This is a genomic window from Streptosporangium sp. NBC_01755 (genome assembly GCF_035917995.1).
In the GTDB taxonomy this organism is placed as follows: domain Bacteria; phylum Actinomycetota; class Actinomycetes; order Streptosporangiales; family Streptosporangiaceae; genus Streptosporangium.
Window position 1 is genome coordinate 4,016,743 of the sequence record NZ_CP109131.1, and the last position, 16,473, is coordinate 4,033,215.

General features: G+C 68.1%; 14 protein-coding genes and 1 pseudogene. 7 read left to right on the top strand and 8 right to left on the bottom strand.

Annotation, left to right across the window (positions count from 1 at the left end; genetic code table 11):
- Positions 1 to 43 precede the first annotated feature (43 nt).
- The 6 genes and pseudogenes from clpB to OG884_RS19290 form a co-directional block, all read right to left on the bottom strand.
- Complete coding sequence (gene clpB, locus OG884_RS19265) at positions 44 to 2,626, bottom strand: ATP-dependent chaperone ClpB (protein ID WP_326646771.1); 2,583 nt, start codon at positions 2,624 to 2,626, stop codon at positions 44 to 46.
- Between the two features lie 258 nt (positions 2,627 to 2,884).
- Positions 2,885 to 3,137, bottom strand: a pseudogene (locus OG884_RS19270) (heat shock protein transcriptional repressor HspR); the annotation flags it as partial.
- 2 nt (positions 3,138 to 3,139) lie between these two features.
- Complete coding sequence (dnaJ, locus tag OG884_RS19275; RefSeq protein ID WP_326646773.1) at positions 3,140 to 4,342, bottom strand: molecular chaperone DnaJ; 1,203 nt, start codon at positions 4,340 to 4,342, stop codon at positions 3,140 to 3,142.
- 34 nt (positions 4,343 to 4,376) lie between these two features.
- Positions 4,377 to 4,988 (bottom strand): nucleotide exchange factor GrpE, encoded by a 612-nt coding sequence (grpE, locus tag OG884_RS19280; protein WP_326646775.1) that lies wholly within the window; start codon positions 4,986 to 4,988, stop codon positions 4,377 to 4,379.
- 28 nt (positions 4,989 to 5,016) lie between these two features.
- A complete protein-coding gene (gene dnaK / locus OG884_RS19285) occupies positions 5,017 to 6,888 on the bottom strand; it encodes a molecular chaperone DnaK (RefSeq protein ID WP_326646776.1) in 1,872 nt (623 codons plus the stop codon).
- A 242-nt stretch (positions 6,889 to 7,130) separates the two neighbouring features.
- Complete coding sequence (locus tag OG884_RS19290) at positions 7,131 to 7,607, bottom strand: hypothetical protein (RefSeq protein WP_326646777.1); 477 nt, start codon at positions 7,605 to 7,607, stop codon at positions 7,131 to 7,133.
- A 319-nt stretch (positions 7,608 to 7,926) separates the two neighbouring features.
- Here OG884_RS19290 and proC point away from each other — a divergent pair, with 319 nt between their 5' ends.
- The 7 genes from proC (at position 7,927) to OG884_RS19325 (ending at position 14,503) form a co-directional block, all read left to right on the top strand.
- Positions 7,927 to 8,721, top strand: a complete 795-nt coding sequence (gene proC, locus OG884_RS19295; RefSeq protein WP_326646779.1) for a pyrroline-5-carboxylate reductase — start codon at positions 7,927 to 7,929, stop codon at positions 8,719 to 8,721.
- Positions 8,722 to 9,200: 479 nt separating this feature from the next.
- Positions 9,201 to 10,364, top strand: a complete 1,164-nt coding sequence (locus tag OG884_RS19300; RefSeq protein ID WP_326646780.1) for an acetoin utilization protein AcuC — start codon at positions 9,201 to 9,203, stop codon at positions 10,362 to 10,364.
- Between the two features lie 350 nt (positions 10,365 to 10,714).
- On the top strand, positions 10,715 to 11,554 hold the full coding sequence (locus OG884_RS19305) for a phosphatase (protein WP_326646781.1): 840 nt from the start codon (positions 10,715 to 10,717) through the stop codon (positions 11,552 to 11,554).
- A gap of 322 nt (positions 11,555 to 11,876) precedes the next feature.
- Positions 11,877 to 12,080 carry a helix-turn-helix domain-containing protein gene (locus OG884_RS19310; protein ID WP_012887307.1) on the top strand — a complete coding sequence of 68 codons (204 nt, stop codon included), beginning with the start codon at positions 11,877 to 11,879 and terminating at the stop codon, positions 12,078 to 12,080.
- Between the two features lie 305 nt (positions 12,081 to 12,385).
- Positions 12,386 to 12,484, top strand: coding sequence for a 30S ribosomal protein bS22 (locus tag OG884_RS19315; RefSeq protein ID WP_018654693.1), 99 nt, complete (start codon positions 12,386 to 12,388; stop codon positions 12,482 to 12,484).
- 23 nt (positions 12,485 to 12,507) lie between these two features.
- Positions 12,508 to 13,533, top strand: coding sequence for an NAD-dependent epimerase/dehydratase family protein (locus tag OG884_RS19320; protein ID WP_326646784.1), 1,026 nt, complete (start codon positions 12,508 to 12,510; stop codon positions 13,531 to 13,533).
- A gap of 13 nt (positions 13,534 to 13,546) precedes the next feature.
- Positions 13,547 to 14,503 (top strand): lysophospholipid acyltransferase family protein, encoded by a 957-nt coding sequence (locus tag OG884_RS19325; RefSeq protein ID WP_326646785.1) that lies wholly within the window; start codon positions 13,547 to 13,549, stop codon positions 14,501 to 14,503.
- 124 nt (positions 14,504 to 14,627) lie between these two features.
- Here the strand turns inward: OG884_RS19325 and OG884_RS19330 are convergent, their stop codons facing one another.
- The gene (locus OG884_RS19330) at positions 14,628 to 15,512 is read right to left on the bottom strand and encodes an HAD family hydrolase (protein WP_326646786.1); all 885 of its coding nucleotides are present in this window, start codon (positions 15,510 to 15,512) and stop codon (positions 14,628 to 14,630) included.
- Between the two features lie 129 nt (positions 15,513 to 15,641).
- Complete coding sequence (locus OG884_RS19335) at positions 15,642 to 16,247, bottom strand: DUF5667 domain-containing protein (protein WP_326646787.1); 606 nt, start codon at positions 16,245 to 16,247, stop codon at positions 15,642 to 15,644.
- Positions 16,248 to 16,473 lie beyond the last annotated feature (226 nt).

The following is a 16,473-nucleotide window of genomic DNA, read 5'->3' on the forward strand; positions in this document are numbered from 1 at the left end:
CCCAATGGTGGCCGAGCCATTACCGGACCTCATCCGGCATTGGTCAAGCCCTTACCGGGCCGATCTCCAGGGAGTCGCTCGCCTCGTCGAGATCGACCAGCACCTCGTCGCCGTCCTGGACCTCGCCGGAGAGCACCTCCTTGGCCAGCTTGTCGCCGATCGCGGACTGGACGAGGCGGCGGAGCGGGCGCGCGCCGTACAGCGGGTCGTAGCCCGTCAGCGCCAGCCAGTCGCGCGCCGCCGGGGTCACCGTCAAGGTGAGCCGCCGGTCCGCCAGGCGCCTGGCCAGATGGGTCACCTGCAGGTCAACGATCCGGGACAGCTCCTCGGTGCCGAGCGCGTCGAACTGGATCACGTCGTCGAGCCGGTTGAGGAACTCGGGCTTGAACGCACTCCTGACCGCGGCCATCACGGCGGTTCGCTGAGCCTCCTTCGTCATGCCCGGGTCCACGAGGAACTGCGAGCCGATGTTGGAGGTGAGGATCAGGATCACGTTGCGGAAGTCGACGGTCCGGCCCTGCCCGTCGGTGAGCCGCCCGTCGTCGAGCACCTGGAGCAGGATGTCGAAGACCTCCGGATGGGCCTTCTCGACCTCGTCCAGCAGCACCACGGTGTACGGCCTGCGCCGCACGGCCTCGGTGAGCTGCCCGCCCTCCTCGTAGCCCACGTAGCCGGGTGGGGCGCCCACCAGTCGCGAGACGCTGTGCTTCTCGCCGTACTCGCTCATGTCGATGCGGACCATCGCCCGCTCGTCGTCGAACAGGAAGTCCGCCAGTGCCTTGGCCAGCTCCGTCTTGCCGACGCCCGTCGGACCGAGGAACAGGAAACTGCCGGTCGGCCGGTCCGGGTCGGAGATGCCCGCCCGCGCTCGCCGTACGGCGTCGGAGACCGCTCCGACCGCCTGCCGCTGGCCGATCAGCCGCCTGCCGAGCTCCTCCTCCATGCGGAGCAGCTTGCTGGTCTCGCCTTCGAGTAACCGACCGGCGGGGATGCCGGTCCACGAGGAGATGACCTGGGCGATGTCGTCGGCGCCGACCTCCTCCTTGACCATCGGGTTCTCCGGCTGGGCGGTCTTGCTGGCCTCGGCGAGCATGGCCTCCAGCCTGGGCACTTCGGCGTACATCAGCCGCGAGGCGGCCTCGAAGTCACCGTCGCGCTGCGCGCGCTCGGCGGTGCTCCGCACCTCGTCGATCTGCTTCTTCAGGTCACCGACCCGGTTGAGCCCCGCCTTCTCCTGCTCCCACCGGCCGACCAGGGCGTTGAGCTCCTCCTGGCGGTCGGCCAGTTCCCTGCGGAGTCGCTCCAGCCGCTGCAGGCTGCCCTCGTCGGTCTCCTTGGCGAGCGCCAGCTCCTCCATCTTCATCCGGTCCACGTTCCGCTGGAGCTGGTCGATCTCGACAGGACGGGAGTCGATCTCCATGCGGAGCCGGGAGGCGGCCTCGTCGACGAGGTCGATCGCCTTGTCGGGCAGGAACCGGGAGGTGATGTAGCGGTCGGAGAGGGCGGCGGCGGCCACGAGCGCGCCGTCGGCGATCTGGACCTGGTGGTGTGCCTCGTAGCGCCCCTTGAGGCCGCGCAGGATGGCGATTGTGTCCTCGACGGTGGGCTCGCCAACGTAGACCTGCTGGAACCGCCGCTCCAGCGCGGGGTCCTTCTCGATGCGCTCGCGGTATTCGTCCAGCGTGGTCGCGCCGATCATCCTCAGCTCGCCACGGGCCAGCATGGGCTTGAGCATGTTGCCCGCGTCCATCGCGCCTTCGCCGGCGCCCGCGCCGACCATGGTGTGCAGCTCGTCGATGAAGGTGACGACCTGGCCGTCACTTTCCTTGATCTCCCCGAGCACCGCCTTGAGACGTTCCTCGAACTCGCCGCGGTACTTGGCGCCGGCGACCATCGCGCCCAGGTCGAGCGCGATCAGGCGCTTGTCGCGCAGGCTGGAGGGCACGTCACCCGCGACGATCCGCTGGGCCAACCCCTCCACCACGGCGGTCTTTCCGACGCCGGGCTCGCCGATGAGCACCGGGTTGTTCTTGGTGCGGCGGCTGAGCACCTGGACGACGCGCCGGATCTCCGAGTCGCGGCCGATCACCGGATCGAGCTTGCCCGCCCGGGCCCGCTCGGTCAGGTCGATCCCGTACTTCTCCAGCGCCTGGTAGGTGTCCTCAGGCGTCTCGCTGGTCACCCTGGCGTGTCCGCGTACCTTCTCGAAGGCGTCGAGCAGCGCGTTCGGGCTCGCGCCACGCGATTTGAGCAGCTCGGCGATGGGGCCGCCGTCCGTGGCGAGACCGACCAGCAGGTGCTCGGTCGAAACGTAGTCGTCCTCAAGCCCGCGGGCCCGCTGGGCCGCCGTGTTCAGCACGGTGAGAAGCTGCCGGGAGCTCGACGGGGCGCTGACCGTGGCGCCCTGTGCCTTCGGCAGGGCCGCGAGCTGCTTCTCGGCCTCGATCCGCAGCTGCTTCCAGTCGGCGCCCACCGCTTCGAGCAGGGGCACCGCGGTGCCGCCGGTCTGGGCCAGCAGTGAGGTGAACAGATGGGCCGGGGCGACCTCGGGATTACCCTCCGCGGCCGCTCGCCGGATGGCGGAGGAGACCGCGGCCTGGCTCTTCTGGGTGAGCTTGTAGTCCATTGACTTCCCTCGTAGTTCAGGGCCGTTCGTTCCTCGCGGCCCTTCTTCCCATGGGCCGGTCAGCCTTCCCACGGGCCGGTCAGCGGCGCGGTCTCACGGGTTGACGGCGACGCCGCGCGTCGCGGTGAGGACGCTCTTGCCTGGCGACTTCCCCACGGGAGATTCAGGCGGGAGGCAGTTGGTACTGGATGAGGGCGCGGATCATGTTCATCTCCGCGCGGAGGCGGTGGTTCTCGTCACGCAGGCGCAGGGCCTCCGTCTCGAGTACCAGGATTCGCTTGATGCCCGCGAGGTTGATGCCCTCCTCCTGGGAGAGCCGCTGGACCTCGCGGAGCATCATGATGTCGCGGGTGGAGTACAGACGTCCGCGTCCCGCCGTACGACCTGGGCTGACCAGGCCGAGACGGTCGTACTGGCGAAGGGTCTGCGGATGCAGACCGGACAGCTGGGCGGCCACCGAGATCACGTAGACGGGTGTGTCGTCCGACAGATCGAAGTAGTTGGCTTCCATGGCTACTCGCTTCTGGCCTGTTCGATCAGGTCCGCCCGCGGGTCACCACCCGAGGTGGCGTCGCGGAACTCCTCAAGGGCACCCCTTGCCTTGTCCTCCAACTGCTGTGGCACCAGAACCTCGATCGTGGCGAGCAGATCGCCCTTGGTGCCGTCCTTACGCGCCACACCCCTGCCGCGCACCCGGAAGGTGCGGCCGTTCGGGGTGCCCTCGGGGATGCGCAGCGTGACCGGCATTCCCTTGAGAATCGGCACCTTGATCTCGGCTCCCAGCGCCGCCTCGGTGAAGGTGACCGGGACGGTGACCGTCAGGTTCTCTCCCGTCCTGCCGAACACGGAGTGCGGCTTGACGTGGATCTGAACGTAGAGGTCACCGGCGGGGCCGCCGTTCTCACCGGGCGCGCCCTTCGTCTTGATCTTGATGCGCTGGCCGTCGCCGACCCCTGCCGGGATGCGGGCCTGGATCGTGCGGGTGCTCTTGCCCCGCCCGCTCCCATCACACACCTGGCACGGGTCGTCCACCAGCAGGCCGCGGCCCTTACAGTCGCGGCACGGCTCGGAGAAGGCGAAGTTTCCGAGGTTACGGCTGGCCGCCCCGGTGCCCTCGCAGGTCGGGCAGACCCGCGGGGTGGTGCCGGCCTTGGCGCCGGTGCCCCCGCACACGGTGCACGCGGAGGAACTGGTCAGGCGGAGCGAGACCGTGCTGCCCTCCACCGCCTCGGAGAAGGAGAGCGAGACCTCGGACTCGATGTCCTGGCCGCGCCGTGCCCTGCTCGTCGTCCCGGTGGGGCGGCTCGCGCCACCCCGGTTGAAGAGGCCGCCGAAGATGTCGCCGATGCGCTCCCCGGCGCCACTCTGCTGCTGATGGGTGCCCCCGAACAGGTCTCCCAGGTCGAACGGGAAACCACCCGCACCGGTGCGCGGAGCCCCTCCACCCCCCGCGTAGCCGCCCAGACCCGATCCGAACAGCGTCCGCGCCTCGTCGTACTCCTTGCGGCGCTTGGTGTCGGACAGGATGTCGTAGGCCTCGGAGACCTCCTTGAACTTGGCGGTGCTCTCGGAGGTCGCCGAGCTTCCGGGATTGGCGTCCGGGTGATACTTCCTGGCCAGCTTCCGGTACGCCTTTTTGATCTCATCGGCCGTGGCGGTCTTGGGCACACCAAGGACGGCGTAGTAGTCCTTCTCCAAGTAGTCCTTGGTGCTCATCCACGTTCCTTCTTAGAGATTGGATCTTGGGGGGTCAGTTGTCGTCCGCGGCGGGCTCTTCGGGCTCGGCCACCGCGACTCGCGCGGGGCGGAGCACTCGCTCGCCGATCCGGTAACCGGGCTGCAGGATCTCCACGCAGGTCGGCTCTGTGACGTCGGGGGAGTAACTGTGCATCAGTGCCTCGTGCACCGTCGGGTCGAACGGCTCACCCTTGGTGCCGAAGGAGCTCAGCCCCAGCTTCCCCGTGGCCGCCTCCAGTGACTCGCTCACCTTGGCGAAGCCGCCGGTCAGCTCGCCGTGGTCGCGGGCTCGGCCGATGTCGTCGAGGACGGGCAGCAGTTCGGCCAACGCGCCGGCCACCGCCTGCTCCTTGACCAGCGCCCGGTCCCGCTCGACCCGCTTGCGATAGTTGGAATATTCGGCCTGAAGACGCTGCAGGTCCGCGGTGCGCTCGGCGAGCTGGGTGGCCAGCTCGATCGAGGCCAGGTCGGACGCCAGGGAGGACGGCTTGTCGGCCTGCTCCCTGTCGTTCTGACCCGTGGCCTCCGCCGGGGCCGCCCCGCGGGCCTGTCCCGTCTCCGGGTCTATCTTCCGGTTGTCGCGGATCACCGGCTCCTCCTCGGAACCGTTCTCGCGCGTGCTCACGCTGCTGCTCCCCTCGGCTTTCCGATCATCACTTGGCGCTGTTGTCGCGCTTCGGCTCGTCGTCCACGATCTCGGCCTCGACCACGTCATCGTCGGCCTTCTGTCCGGCGGTGGCGTCCGCCTCGGGGGCGCCGTCCGGGGCCTCGGACCCCTGCGACTGAGCGTAGATGGCGGAACCCATCTTCTGGCTGACCGTGGCGAGCTTCTCCGCGGAGGCGCGGATCTCGGACGAGTCGGTGCCCTCCAGAGCCTTCTTGAGCTCGGCGACGGCCTCGTTGACCTCGTTCTTGATGTCGTCCGGGACCTTCTCGGCGTTCTCGCCGAGGAACTTCTCGGTCTGGTAGACGAGCGAGTCGGCGTTGTTGCGCGTCTCGGCCTCTTCGCGGCGCTTCTTGTCCTCGTCGGCGTAGGACTCGGCCTCGCGCATCATGCGCTCGATGTCGTCCTTCGGCAGCGCGGAGCCGCCGGTGATCGTCATCGTCTGTTCCTTGCCGGTGCCGAGGTCCTTGGCGGAGACGTTGACGATGCCGTTGGCGTCGATGTCGAAGGTGACCTCGATCTGCGGGATACCGCGCGGCGCCGGGGCGATGCCGGTCAGCTCGAAGGTGGCCAGCTTCTTGTTGTACGCCGCGATCTCGCGCTCGCCCTGGTAGACCTGGATCTGCACCGACGGCTGGTTGTCCTCGGCCGTGGTGAAGACCTCCGAGCGCTTGGTCGGGATCGTGGTGTTACGCTCGATGATCTTGGTGAAGATCCCGCCCTTGGTCTCGATGCCCAGCGACAGCGGGGTCACGTCGAGCAGCAGGACGTCCTTGACCTCGCCCTTGAGCACACCGGCCTGGAGGGCGGCGCCGATGGCCACGACCTCGTCCGGGTTGACGCCCTTGTTGGGCTCCTTGCCGCCGGTCAGCTCCTTGACGAGGTCGGCGACGGCGGGCATGCGGGTCGAGCCGCCGACGAGCACCACGTGGGCGATGTCGGAGACCTTGATGCCGGCGTCCTTGACCACCTGGTTGAACGGGCCCTTGCACCGCTCGAGCAGGTCGGCGGTGAGCCGCTGGAACTCGGCGCGGGTGAGCTTCTCCTCCAGGTGGAGGGGACCCTCGGCCGAGGCGGTGATGTAGGGCAGGTTGACGGAGGTCTCCGACTGGCTGGAGAGCTCGATCTTGGCCTTCTCCGCGGCCTCACGCAGGCGCTGGAGGGCCATCTTGTCCTTGGTCAGGTCGACGCCGTGGGCGTTCTTGAACCGGGTGGCGAGCTCGTCGACGACGCGCTGGTCCCAGTCGTCACCGCCGAGGTGGTTGTCGCCGCTGGTGGCCTTGACCTCGACGAAGCCGTGGCCGTCCTCCTGGCCGACGTCGAGCAGGGACACGTCGAAGGTGCCGCCGCCGAGGTCGAAGACGAGGATGGTCTCGTCCTTGTCCTTGTCCAGGCCGTAGGCGAGCGCCGCGGCGGTGGGCTCGTTGATGATGCGCAGCACGTTGAGGCCGGCGATGGTGCCGGCTTCCTGGGTGGCCTGACGCTGGGCGTCGTTGAAGTAGGCGGGAACGGTGATCACCGCGTCGGTGATCTTCTCGCCCAGGTAGGCTTCGGCGTCCTGCTTGAGCTTCTGCAGGACGAAGGCGCTGATCTGCTGCGGGGAGAACTTCTTGCCGTCGATCTCGACGGACCAGTTGGTGCCCATCTCGCGCTTGACAGAGCGAATCGTCCGGTCGACGTTGGTGACGGCCTGCCGCTTGGCGACCTCTCCGACGAGGACCTCGCCGTTCTTCGCGAAGGCGACCACGGACGGCGTGGTCCGCGAACCCTGGGCGTTGGCGATGACGGTGGGCTCACCGCCCTCAAGAATCGAGACGACGGAGTTGGTCGTCCCCAGGTCGATACCTACCGCACGTGCCATGAGTACGTCCTTGTAGTCAAAGTTGAGTCGATGGGACTCATAGTGGAACCTCGGGTGAGGTTTGTCAAACGACTTGAGTCTATTGGGCTCAACCTTCGACCGGGTGGGAGCATTCCCGATTTCCAGGAAACGGGTAGTGTTCTCCATCCCCTCCGACGAGGGAGCGCGCGTGGTCGTTCCCGGCGGTGACCGAAGGCCGTTCGGTCACCGTCGGCGGGACGGGGTCCTGCAGGGGCGCCGCGTCAGCGGGCGCCGTCGACCACCTTGCGGGAGCCGAGAGGCTTCTTGAGCTTGACCGTCGTCACCTTCAGGATGGCGATCTCGATGCAGGCGACGTTCTGGGCCTTGCTGCTCGGGCCCTCCCACAGGGTGACGGTCACCCGTTTGGAGGTCTCTCGTACGGTGACCCGGTCGAGCACGTTGCACGGCTCCACCCCGGACCACCAGGTGATCCGCAGGCTCCGGCCGTCCTTCGACGGTTTCGCCTTCAGCCACCTGACCTTGCGGGGATTGACTGTGTGGCCCTCCGGTCTCGTCGGTCTGGGGGCGCCGCCGGTGGGTTCGTCCCGGGGTGCCACGGTGTGGCTCGCCGGCTCCGAGGGGCCGCCGGTAAGGGCGGTGCTCCGGCTCACAGGCTGCGAGGGGGCCGTGGCGCTGGGGTCGGTGCCGCAGCCCAGGGCCAACAGAAGGCTTCCGGCCAGGATGGGGGTCGCGATCATACGCATACCCCTAAGACGGATCGGAGTCCCGCCGGGTTCAGGACGCCCTGACGTCGCGGTGCCGCACCTCGGTCATGACCGCCTGAACCGTGACGAAGTCATCGCCTGAACCGTGACGAAGTCATCGCCTGAACCGTGACGAAGTCATCGCCTGAACCGTGACGAAGTCATCGCCTGAACCGTGACGAAGTCATCGTCGACGTGTGGCGGCGTCAACCCTTGGTGCACGGCGGTCGCGCACGGCGTCGGGTCGATCCGCCCGGTGGAACGGTGCCGATAGGCTGCGAGGAGTTTCGATCCCCGATTTCGAGGTGCTCACATGATCGCGATTCTTGGAACCGGCAAGATGGGGGAGGCCCTGCTGTCCGGGCTGCTCAGAGCCGGGTTCAAGCCGGGCGACGTGATGGCGACGGCGCGGCGTGCCGAGCGGGGCGAGGCCCTCGCGGAGCGGTACGGCGTGCGGGTGGTCTCCAACGCCGAGGCCGCCAAGAGCGCCGACACGATCATCCTCACGGTCAAGCCGCAGGACATGGGGGCACTGCTCGCCGAGATCGCGGCGCACCTGCCGGCCGACCGCCTGGTCATCTCGGCGGCGGCGGGGATCACGACCTCGTTCGTCGAGTCGTGGCTCGGCGCCGAGATCCCGGTGGTCCGGGTCATGTCCAACACGCCGGTGCTGGTCGACGAGGCGATGAGCGTGATCTCGGCGGGAGCACACGCCTCCGAGGAGCACCTGCGGCGCGCCGAGGACCTGTTCAGCCCGGTCGGCAAGGTGCTGCGCATCCCCGAGTCGCAGCAGGACGCGGCCACGGCCCTGTCGGGCAGTGGTCCCGCCTACTTCTTCTATCTCGTCGAGGCCATGGTCGACGCCGGAATCCTGCTCGGCATGCCCCGTGCCGCCGCCCTTGACATGGTCACCCAGTCGATCGTCGGCGCGGCGATCATGCTCCGTGACTCGGGCGAGCACCCGGTGATACTGCGCGAGGCGGTCACCTCGCCGGGTGGCACCACCATCGCCGCCATCGCCGAGTTGGAGCGGCACAGTGTCCGCGCCGCCTTCCTGGCCGCCATCGAGGCCGCCAGGGACAGGGGACGCCAGCTCGCCGAGGGCTGAGTTCGCCCCTCCGCCAGGAAATCTATTAGGAAATTTTCCTATAAAACGGCATCATTTCCCACGGAACTCCGGGGGAGATGGGGCGATCGTGGAGCAGGCCGTACTGGCTGATGATCAGCGGGAACTCGGCGGACCCGCCGTCTGGACACGGAGCTTCCTGCTCTTCTTCACCGCCAGGTCGATCTTCTCCTGGTCCCCGCGGTCCGGGGACTGCGCCGGGTGTCCCCCGCCTGACCGTGCCGTCCCGCGTCCGGCCGGCCGGGGAAGGACATTCCAGGTGGCGTCCCGGGCAGCGGTGCCGCGTACCGGGACGCAGGACCATTAATTGCAATAAATCGTGATATTTCGCTCAGATGAAAACGGTCACATCCTCCAAGACGCCTGCGTAAACCGCATTCCGTACACGTGCGGTAACGTCGATCTGGGAGTAGGAAGATCGGGCCGTGGCGCGCGACGTCGCGACCAGACAGGGAGTGCGCATGAGCCGGTCCGTGCGGGTTGTCTGGGACGATGCGCTCATCTCCTACGATTTCGGTCCGGGGCACCCGCTCGCGCCCGTACGAGTCGAGCTGACCATGGCGCTGGCCAGGGAGCTCGGTGTGCTGGACCTGGTGGAGATGAGCGGCTGTGCGCCCGCCACCGACGACGAACTGGCGCTCGTCCACAAGCGTGACTACATCGAGGCCGTCAAGCGGGTTTCCGCCACCGGGCGACGCGACCTGGCCTACGGGCTCGGCACCGAGGACAATCCCGCCTTCGCCGGGGTACACGAGGCGTCCGCGCTGATCACCGGGGCCAGCCTGGCCGCGGCACGCGCGGTGTGGACCGGTGAGGTCGAGCACGCGGTCAACATCGCGGGTGGTCTGCACCACGCGATGGCCGCCTCGGCGAGCGGGTTCTGCGTCTACAACGACCCGGGCGCGGCGATCGCGTGGCTGCTGGCCCAGGGGGCGTCCAGGGTCGCCTACGTGGATGTGGACGTGCATCACGGCGACGGCGTGCAGGCGATGTTCTACGACGATCCCAGGGTTCTCACCATCAGCCTGCACGAGAGCCCCCGCACGCTCTTCCCCGGCACGGGCTTCCCCGAGGAGTGCGGCGTGGAGGGCACCGCGGTCAACGTGGCCCTACCCGCCGGATGCGGCGACAGTGACTGGCTTCGGGCCTTCCACGCGGTGGTCCCGCCGCTGCTGCGGGAGTTCGCCCCCGACGTCCTGGTCACTCAGCACGGCTGCGACAGCCACGCCCTCGACCCGCTGGCCAACCTGATGCTCAGCCTGGACGGCCAGCGCGCCGCGTACGCGGCGCTGCACGAGCTGGCACACGAGACCGCGGGCGGGCGGTGGGTCGTGACCGGCGGAGGGGGATACGAGCTGGTGCAGGTCGTGCCCCGGGCGTGGACCCATCTGCTCGCGGAGGTGGCGGGCCACCCGCTCGATCCGAGGACCACCACCCCCGAGACATGGCGCAAGTTCGTCAAGGAACGGACCGACCAGTCGGCACCCCTGACACTGACCGATGGCCGAAATCCGGAATTTCGTTATTTCTCAACTGGTTATGACCCAGCAGACTCGATCGACCGGGCCATCATGGCGACAAGGAAGGCCGTCTTCCCCTTCCACGGCCTCGACCCCTTCCCGTGACCGGGGTCCCCGGATCTCCCAGGTCCCTCCAGGAGGGGAATCGGCACGCCACGGGAGAGGGGGCGCGGGTGAGAGGCGGGATGAGTGATCCGTCCGAGGGACTGCCTGAGCGGCCGAACCATGACGCGCAGCGTCGCCGGTCAGCCGACAAGCCGGTCAGCCGACAAGCCGGTCAGCCGACAAGCCGGTCAGCCGACAAGCCGGTCAGCCGACAAGCCGGTCAGCCGACAAGCCGGTCAGCCGACAAGCCGGTCAGCCGACAAGCCGGTCAGCCGACAAGCCGGTCAGCCGTGAGGACGCGCCGGTGACCGGACTGAGGAGCGAAGGAGCGAAGCGGATGAGTGAAGCGGATGAGTGACGAGGGAAGTCACCGGACTCCAGCACCCGAGCCGCGACGCGCAGCGTCGCCGTTGACCCGTGCCGAGCTTCGTGAGCACCTGGTTCGGACCCGGATCGCCGGTGATGTGGCGACCAGCCGGGAGAACAACCTGGACCACTACCGGTCGCTGGCCAACCGTGATCCGCACTACCTGTTCGGGCTGACCGTGGACGGCGCCTGGTCCTATCGGGACGTGCTGGAGTTGATGGTCAAGTCCGCCGGGGTGGTGGCCGATCCGCTGCACCGGGAGGGCCAGGACACCATCGACCCCGACCGTACGATCGAGGCGGTCGAGAAGATGGGCGACACGATCGCGGGAGTGCTCGGCAGGGGCAATCCGCAGATCCTGATCGCCACCGGGCACCCCACCGGCCTGCTCACCGTTCACCTGGCTCTGGCCCGGATGCTCAGGGCGTGCGGGGCGGTCCTGATGAGCCCGGCCGAGGGCTGGTCGTACTGGGGGAGCGGGTTCGGCCGCAGGCGCAAGATCCGTTATCTGGACGATGTCGCGATGCTCGACGACAAGGGCGCCTTCGTGCACACCCACGACCCGGCCCCGATGCGGGCCATGATCGCCGAACTTGGCGCGGACCGTCCCGATCTGGTGATCGCCGACCACGGCTGGGCCGGAGCGGCGGGCGAGGCGGGCATCCTCACCGTCGGATTCGCCGACAGCAACGACCCCGCGCTCTTCGTCGGGGAGGCCGAGGGCAAGATCGCGGTGACCGTCCCGCTTGATGACAACGTGCTACCGAGGTATTACGAGCCGCTGACACACCACCTGGTCAAGAGGGTCGCGCGAGCCCTCTGAGACGGGGGATGCGCAAATTAGGGCATCCTTATACCGGCATTTCGCGCCTGCATTCCACAGAGCTCGCCGACCGTTTGCCAACTTTTTGGCGATTGTGGGCGACTCTAATAGGAGACAGTTGGTCCGTTCCAAGATCAAAAGCAGGGGCACGGTCCGGCTGCTGGCCAGCGATTTTGTCGGTTTCGCTGACGCGAGGCTCCGAGGGCTGAGAAAATAGGGGGTTTGCGTGCCCGGCCTCCCGGCTTACGCTGACGGCAGTACACGTGCGTGAGCAATGGCACCAGTGGGGATAACCCGGATACACGTGCGGAAGAGGCGTCCGATGGGTGCAGGCGAAAGACCTCTCAGCGAGGTGAAGTTCCTGACGGTGGCAGAAGTGGCCACTGTCATGAGGGTGTCCAAGATGACTGTGTACCGACTCGTGCATTCGGGCGAGCTGCCGGCCATCCGGGTCGGTCGATCCTTCCGGGTGCCCGAACAGGCGGTGCACGATTATCTCAGGGATGCCTACATCGAGGCAGGTTGAGACAGGGGGCTCGGCGCGCGGAGCCGGGCGGCCGGTGGAGGAACATCCGGCCGCGAGGTGGGCGAGGCGCGCTGGACGGCTCGCGAGTCCTGTCTCTTCCGGTCTGACCGAAGCAAGTTTTCCGGTCCGACAGGTATGTGGCAGGTCTCTGTCTCGTCGAGGTAGCGACGTGTTCGCCACGTCGTGAGTTGATGTGCTCGGGGTCCCCCGGGGGCGATCTACCGTGGATCGCCGGTAGTCTGTTGTGCCGGTGTGCTATCGCGCACCGGTTCGGCAATCTCGGCTACCAGCTACCTGGGGGTCCCGTGGGCTCTGTGATCAAGAAGCGCCGCAAGCGCATGGCGAAGAAGAAGCACCGCAAACTTCTGAAGAAGACCCGCATCCAGCGGCGTAACAAGAAGTAACAGCGCGGATCTGCGAGGCGCCGATGACCCACACCGTGCTTGTCACCGGGGTCTCGCGCCACATCGGCGCCCGAGTGGCGAGCGTTCTCGCGGATGACCCGGATATCGACCGGGTCATCGGAGTGGATACGGTGCCGCCGCCTTCGCTCTCACGTGATGGCGGCGTACCTCTCGGCCGGACGGAGTTCGTCCGCGTCGATCTGCGCAGCCCCGACATCGCGCAGGTGATCGCGGCCGCCGACATCGACACCGTCGTTCACATGAGCCTGGTGAGCGCTCCTCCCCGGAGCGGTGGCCGGGCGCTCATGAAGGAGCACAACGTCATCGGCACCATGCAGTTGCTCGGTGCCTGTCAGCGGTCCGCGACGGTCCGCCGCGTCGTCATGCGCTCCACCACCGCCGTCTACGGTTCCTCCTCGCACGACCCCGCGGTCTTCACCGAGAACGCCGAGCCGGGGGAGCCGCCAAGCCACGGCTATGCCAAGGACGCCTCCGAGGTGGAGGGCTACGTCCGGGGCTTCGCCAGACGGCGCCGTGACGTGGTCGTGTCGACGCTCAGATTCGCCAACTTCATGGGCCCCGGCGTCGACTCCCCGCTGACGCGTTACTTCGCCCAACCCGTCCTGCCGACCGTGTTCGGGTTCGACCCGCGGCTGCAGTTCGTTCACGAGAACGACGCGGTCGAGGTGCTGCGGCGGATGGCGACGGAGGACCACCCCGGCACGTTCAACGTGGCCGGGGACGGTGTGCTGCTGCTGTCGCAGTGCGCGCGCAGGATGGGCCTGCTCCCGGTGCCGGTGCCCTCTGTCGTTTTCCGCCTCATGGGCGACCTCGCCCGCGGTACGGGGCTGGTCGACTTCTCCCCCGAGCAACTCCGCCTGATGTGTCACGGACGTGTGGTCGACACCACCCTGCTGTCCGCGGCTCTCGGCTGGAGGCCGAAGTTCTCCACCGCCGCCGCCTTCGAGGATTTCGTCCGCGCGCGAGACCTGGCCGGCGGCCTGCCCCTCGCCATGATGGACATGTTGTCCCGGGCAGTGGCGAAATGAGCGCGGTGGCGAAATGAGCGAGGCGGCGAATGAGAGCGGGGAGGCCGACGTCATCCCCATCACCCGCGCCCGCGTCTCCGATGAGGCGTCGGACGATCCTTTCCTCGGGGTGCCGACGGGTGGAGGCGACGATCAGAGGCCGGCCGAGCTGCTCGACTTCCTACGGCGCCGGGTGACCGGAGACTACGAGGTCGACGAGTTCGGGTTCGATCCGGAGCTCACCGACAGGGTGCTGCTGGAGCTGATCCGCCCGCTGTACCGCCACTGGTTCCGCACCGAGACCGTCGGCCTGCACAACGTGCCCGATGACTCCGGTGCCCTGGTCGTGGCCAATCACTCGGGCACCCTCCCGCTCGACGGGCTCATGCTTCAGGTGGCCCTGCACGACGACCACCCCGCGCGCCGCGCGCTCCGGCTCCTGGGGGCCGACCTGGTCTACCGGCTTCCGGTGCTCGGTCACCTGTCCCGCAAGACCGGCCACACCCTCGCCTGCCGCGAGGACGCCGACCGGCTGCTCCGCAAGGGCGAGCTCGTCGGTGTCTTTCCCGAGGGATTCAAGGGGGTCGGCAAGCCGTTCTCCGACCGCTACCGGTTGCAGCGCTTCGGGCGGGGCGGCTTCGTCGCCTCCGCCATCCGCGCGGGCGTGCCGATCGTTCCCTGCGCCATCGTGGGTGCCGAGGAGATCTACCCCAAGATCGGCGATATGCGTTTCCTGGCCAGGGCGCTAGGTCTTCCCTACCTGCCCATCACGCCGCTGTTCCCCTGGTTCGGGCTCCTCGGGCTGGTCCCGCTCCCGTCCAAGTGGATGATCGGCTTCGGTGAGCCGATCCGTACCGACGAGTTCGACCCGGCCGACGCCGATGACCCGATGCTGGTCTTCAACCTCACCGACCAGGTCCGGGAGATCATCCAGCAGCAGCTGGACGAACTCCGGCTCCAGCGTGGCCACGCCTTCCCGCCCTTCTCCTGAGGCACTGCCGGCACTTCCCGCGACGGGAACCGTCCGCGCTGCCGGACCGGATCACGGTCGCTCGTACGGCAGGCTGACCGGAGCCGGGCCAGGCCGTCCTGTGAGCGGCGGGGCGACGCGCGGGTCAGTCGCCGGAACGGTAGTGGCGGCGCAGGGCGATGGCGGCGGCGACGCTCCCCGCGAGGGCCCCGGCGCCCGCCGCGATGGGCAGGCCGATCAAGGTCGCCTTACGCCCCGTGCGGAAGTCTTTTATCTCCCAGCCGTTCTCCCTGGCGAAGTCGCGCAACTCGGCGTCGGGGTTGATCGCGGTGGCGCGGCCGACCAGGGAGAGCAACGGCAGATCGTTGGCCGAATCACTGTAGGCGGAGCAGCGGGTCAGATCGAGCCCCTCCCTGCGGGCCAGAGCCCTGACGGCCTCGGCCTTGGCGGGGCCGTGGAGCAGGTCGCCGACCAGGCGGCCGGTGTAGACGCCGTTCTCGGTCTCCGCGACGGTGCCGAGGGCACCGGTCAGGCCGAGGCGCTGGGCGATCACGCGGGCCAGCTCCACCGGGGTCGCGGTGACCAGCCAGACTCGCTGACCGGCGTCGAGGTGTGCCTGCGCGATGGCGCGGGTGCCCGCCCAGATACGGTCGGCCATCACCTCGTCGTAGATCTCCTCGCCCAGCCGGATGATCTCCTCGACCTTGCTGCCCGCCACAAACGCCAGCGCGGTCTCCCTGGCCTCTGCGATGTGGGCGGGGTTCTCGTCGCCGCGGACCCGGAAGACCATCTGGCCGAGCGCGAACCTGAACAGGTCCTTGCTGGTGAACAGGCCTCGGGAGGCGAGGCCCCGGGCGAAATGGTAGATGGACGCGCCGCGCATCATGGTGTTGTCGACGTCGAAGAAGGCGGCGGCCACCGGGTCGGGTTCGGCCATCGGCATCGCCACGGCGGCTGCGGCCGCGACCTCCCCGGCCGCTTTCTCCTCGGCCGTCGTCGTTTCGCCCCGTCGTCGTAGTAGCCGCCTCATAGCACCTCAGCTTAACCGGGACATGGGGGAGAGATCGGTAGCCGTGATGTTAGCCAAATGTGGCATCTCGGTGTCATACGGCATCGCGCGAGCCGAGATCCGGACCGGCACGGCTTCCGAAGGAACAGACTATTCGGGCGGCGCCAGACCGTCGATGTAGTTGAGGTAAACGTGGGCCTTGCGCTGGTCCTCGGCGTCCATCTTGGGGAGCATCCCGCTGATCTGGGTGCGCTGTTTCTGGACGAAGCGCTTGAGTTCCCTGGCGCTCGAGGCGTCACGGCGCCGTACCTGTTTGAGGGAGGTCACCGCGGAGCGAGTGGTGTCCTCCATTGCCTGGAGGGTCTCTCCGATCATGTACTCGCGCTCGCCGCCCAGGAGCTTCTCGACCTCGCGGGCACGGGTCTCCGCGTAGCCGAAGGAGCGTTCGGCGCGTTCGGCGTCGTCGGTGCTCAGGTGGAACAGGGTCCTCTCGGCGGCGCGCTTGAGCGGGTAGAAGGTGTCGCCGGGCATCGACCGGTAGGTCCATACGCCGGAGGTGACCATCGAGGCCACCAGGGCGACGCTTAGCAGTTGGGTGAACAGTCCCGTACCAGGCCTGCGCCGGGAGTGCCGTGGGCCGGTCGGCGGCCGCTCCGAGAGGTCCTCTCCGGGAGGCCCCTGCGTGAGCTGCTCGCGGAGCCTGGCGTGGAACTCGGGATGGGGGACGGCCGCCATGCGGTTGCCGAGGCGCGACACGCGGTTTTGGATGTGAGCCTGCGATCTCCGCGAGATTCCAGGCAGCCACTTCCCCATGAACGCTCCCTGCCGCCCCCGGCTCATGATCCATCGGTATCACTTGCCTAACGACGACTCCGCACGCCAGGTTACGCGCTGCACCGGCATCGGCATGGTGAACAATCCTTCCGGGCACGGCCGGACCGGGGATTCTCCCCGTCGGCTCCCACTCCTGGGGTGTCTCGGG

Excerpts from the sequence above, each read along its gene's own strand:
- clpB (WP_326646771.1), bottom strand. The coding sequence starts at position 2,626 with ATGGACTACAAGCTCACCCAGAAGAGCCAGGCCGCGGTCTCCTCCGCC.
- dnaJ (WP_326646773.1), bottom strand. The coding sequence starts at position 4,342 with ATGAGCACCAAGGACTACTTGGAGAAGGACTACTACGCCGTCCTTGGT.
- dnaK (WP_326646776.1), bottom strand. The coding sequence starts at position 6,888 with ATGGCACGTGCGGTAGGTATCGACCTGGGGACGACCAACTCCGTCGTC.
- OG884_RS19290 (WP_326646777.1), bottom strand. The coding sequence starts at position 7,607 with ATGATCGCGACCCCCATCCTGGCCGGAAGCCTTCTGTTGGCCCTGGGC.
- proC (WP_326646779.1), top strand. The coding sequence starts at position 7,927 with ATGATCGCGATTCTTGGAACCGGCAAGATGGGGGAGGCCCTGCTGTCC.
- OG884_RS19300 (WP_326646780.1), top strand. The coding sequence starts at position 9,201 with ATGAGCCGGTCCGTGCGGGTTGTCTGGGACGATGCGCTCATCTCCTAC.
- OG884_RS19305 (WP_326646781.1), top strand. The coding sequence starts at position 10,715 with ATGAGTGACGAGGGAAGTCACCGGACTCCAGCACCCGAGCCGCGACGC.
- OG884_RS19310 (WP_012887307.1), top strand. The coding sequence starts at position 11,877 with ATGGGTGCAGGCGAAAGACCTCTCAGCGAGGTGAAGTTCCTGACGGTG.
- OG884_RS19320 (WP_326646784.1), top strand. The coding sequence starts at position 12,508 with ATGACCCACACCGTGCTTGTCACCGGGGTCTCGCGCCACATCGGCGCC.
- OG884_RS19325 (WP_326646785.1), top strand. The coding sequence starts at position 13,547 with ATGAGCGAGGCGGCGAATGAGAGCGGGGAGGCCGACGTCATCCCCATC.
- OG884_RS19330 (WP_326646786.1), bottom strand. The coding sequence starts at position 15,512 with ATGAGGCGGCTACTACGACGACGGGGCGAAACGACGACGGCCGAGGAG.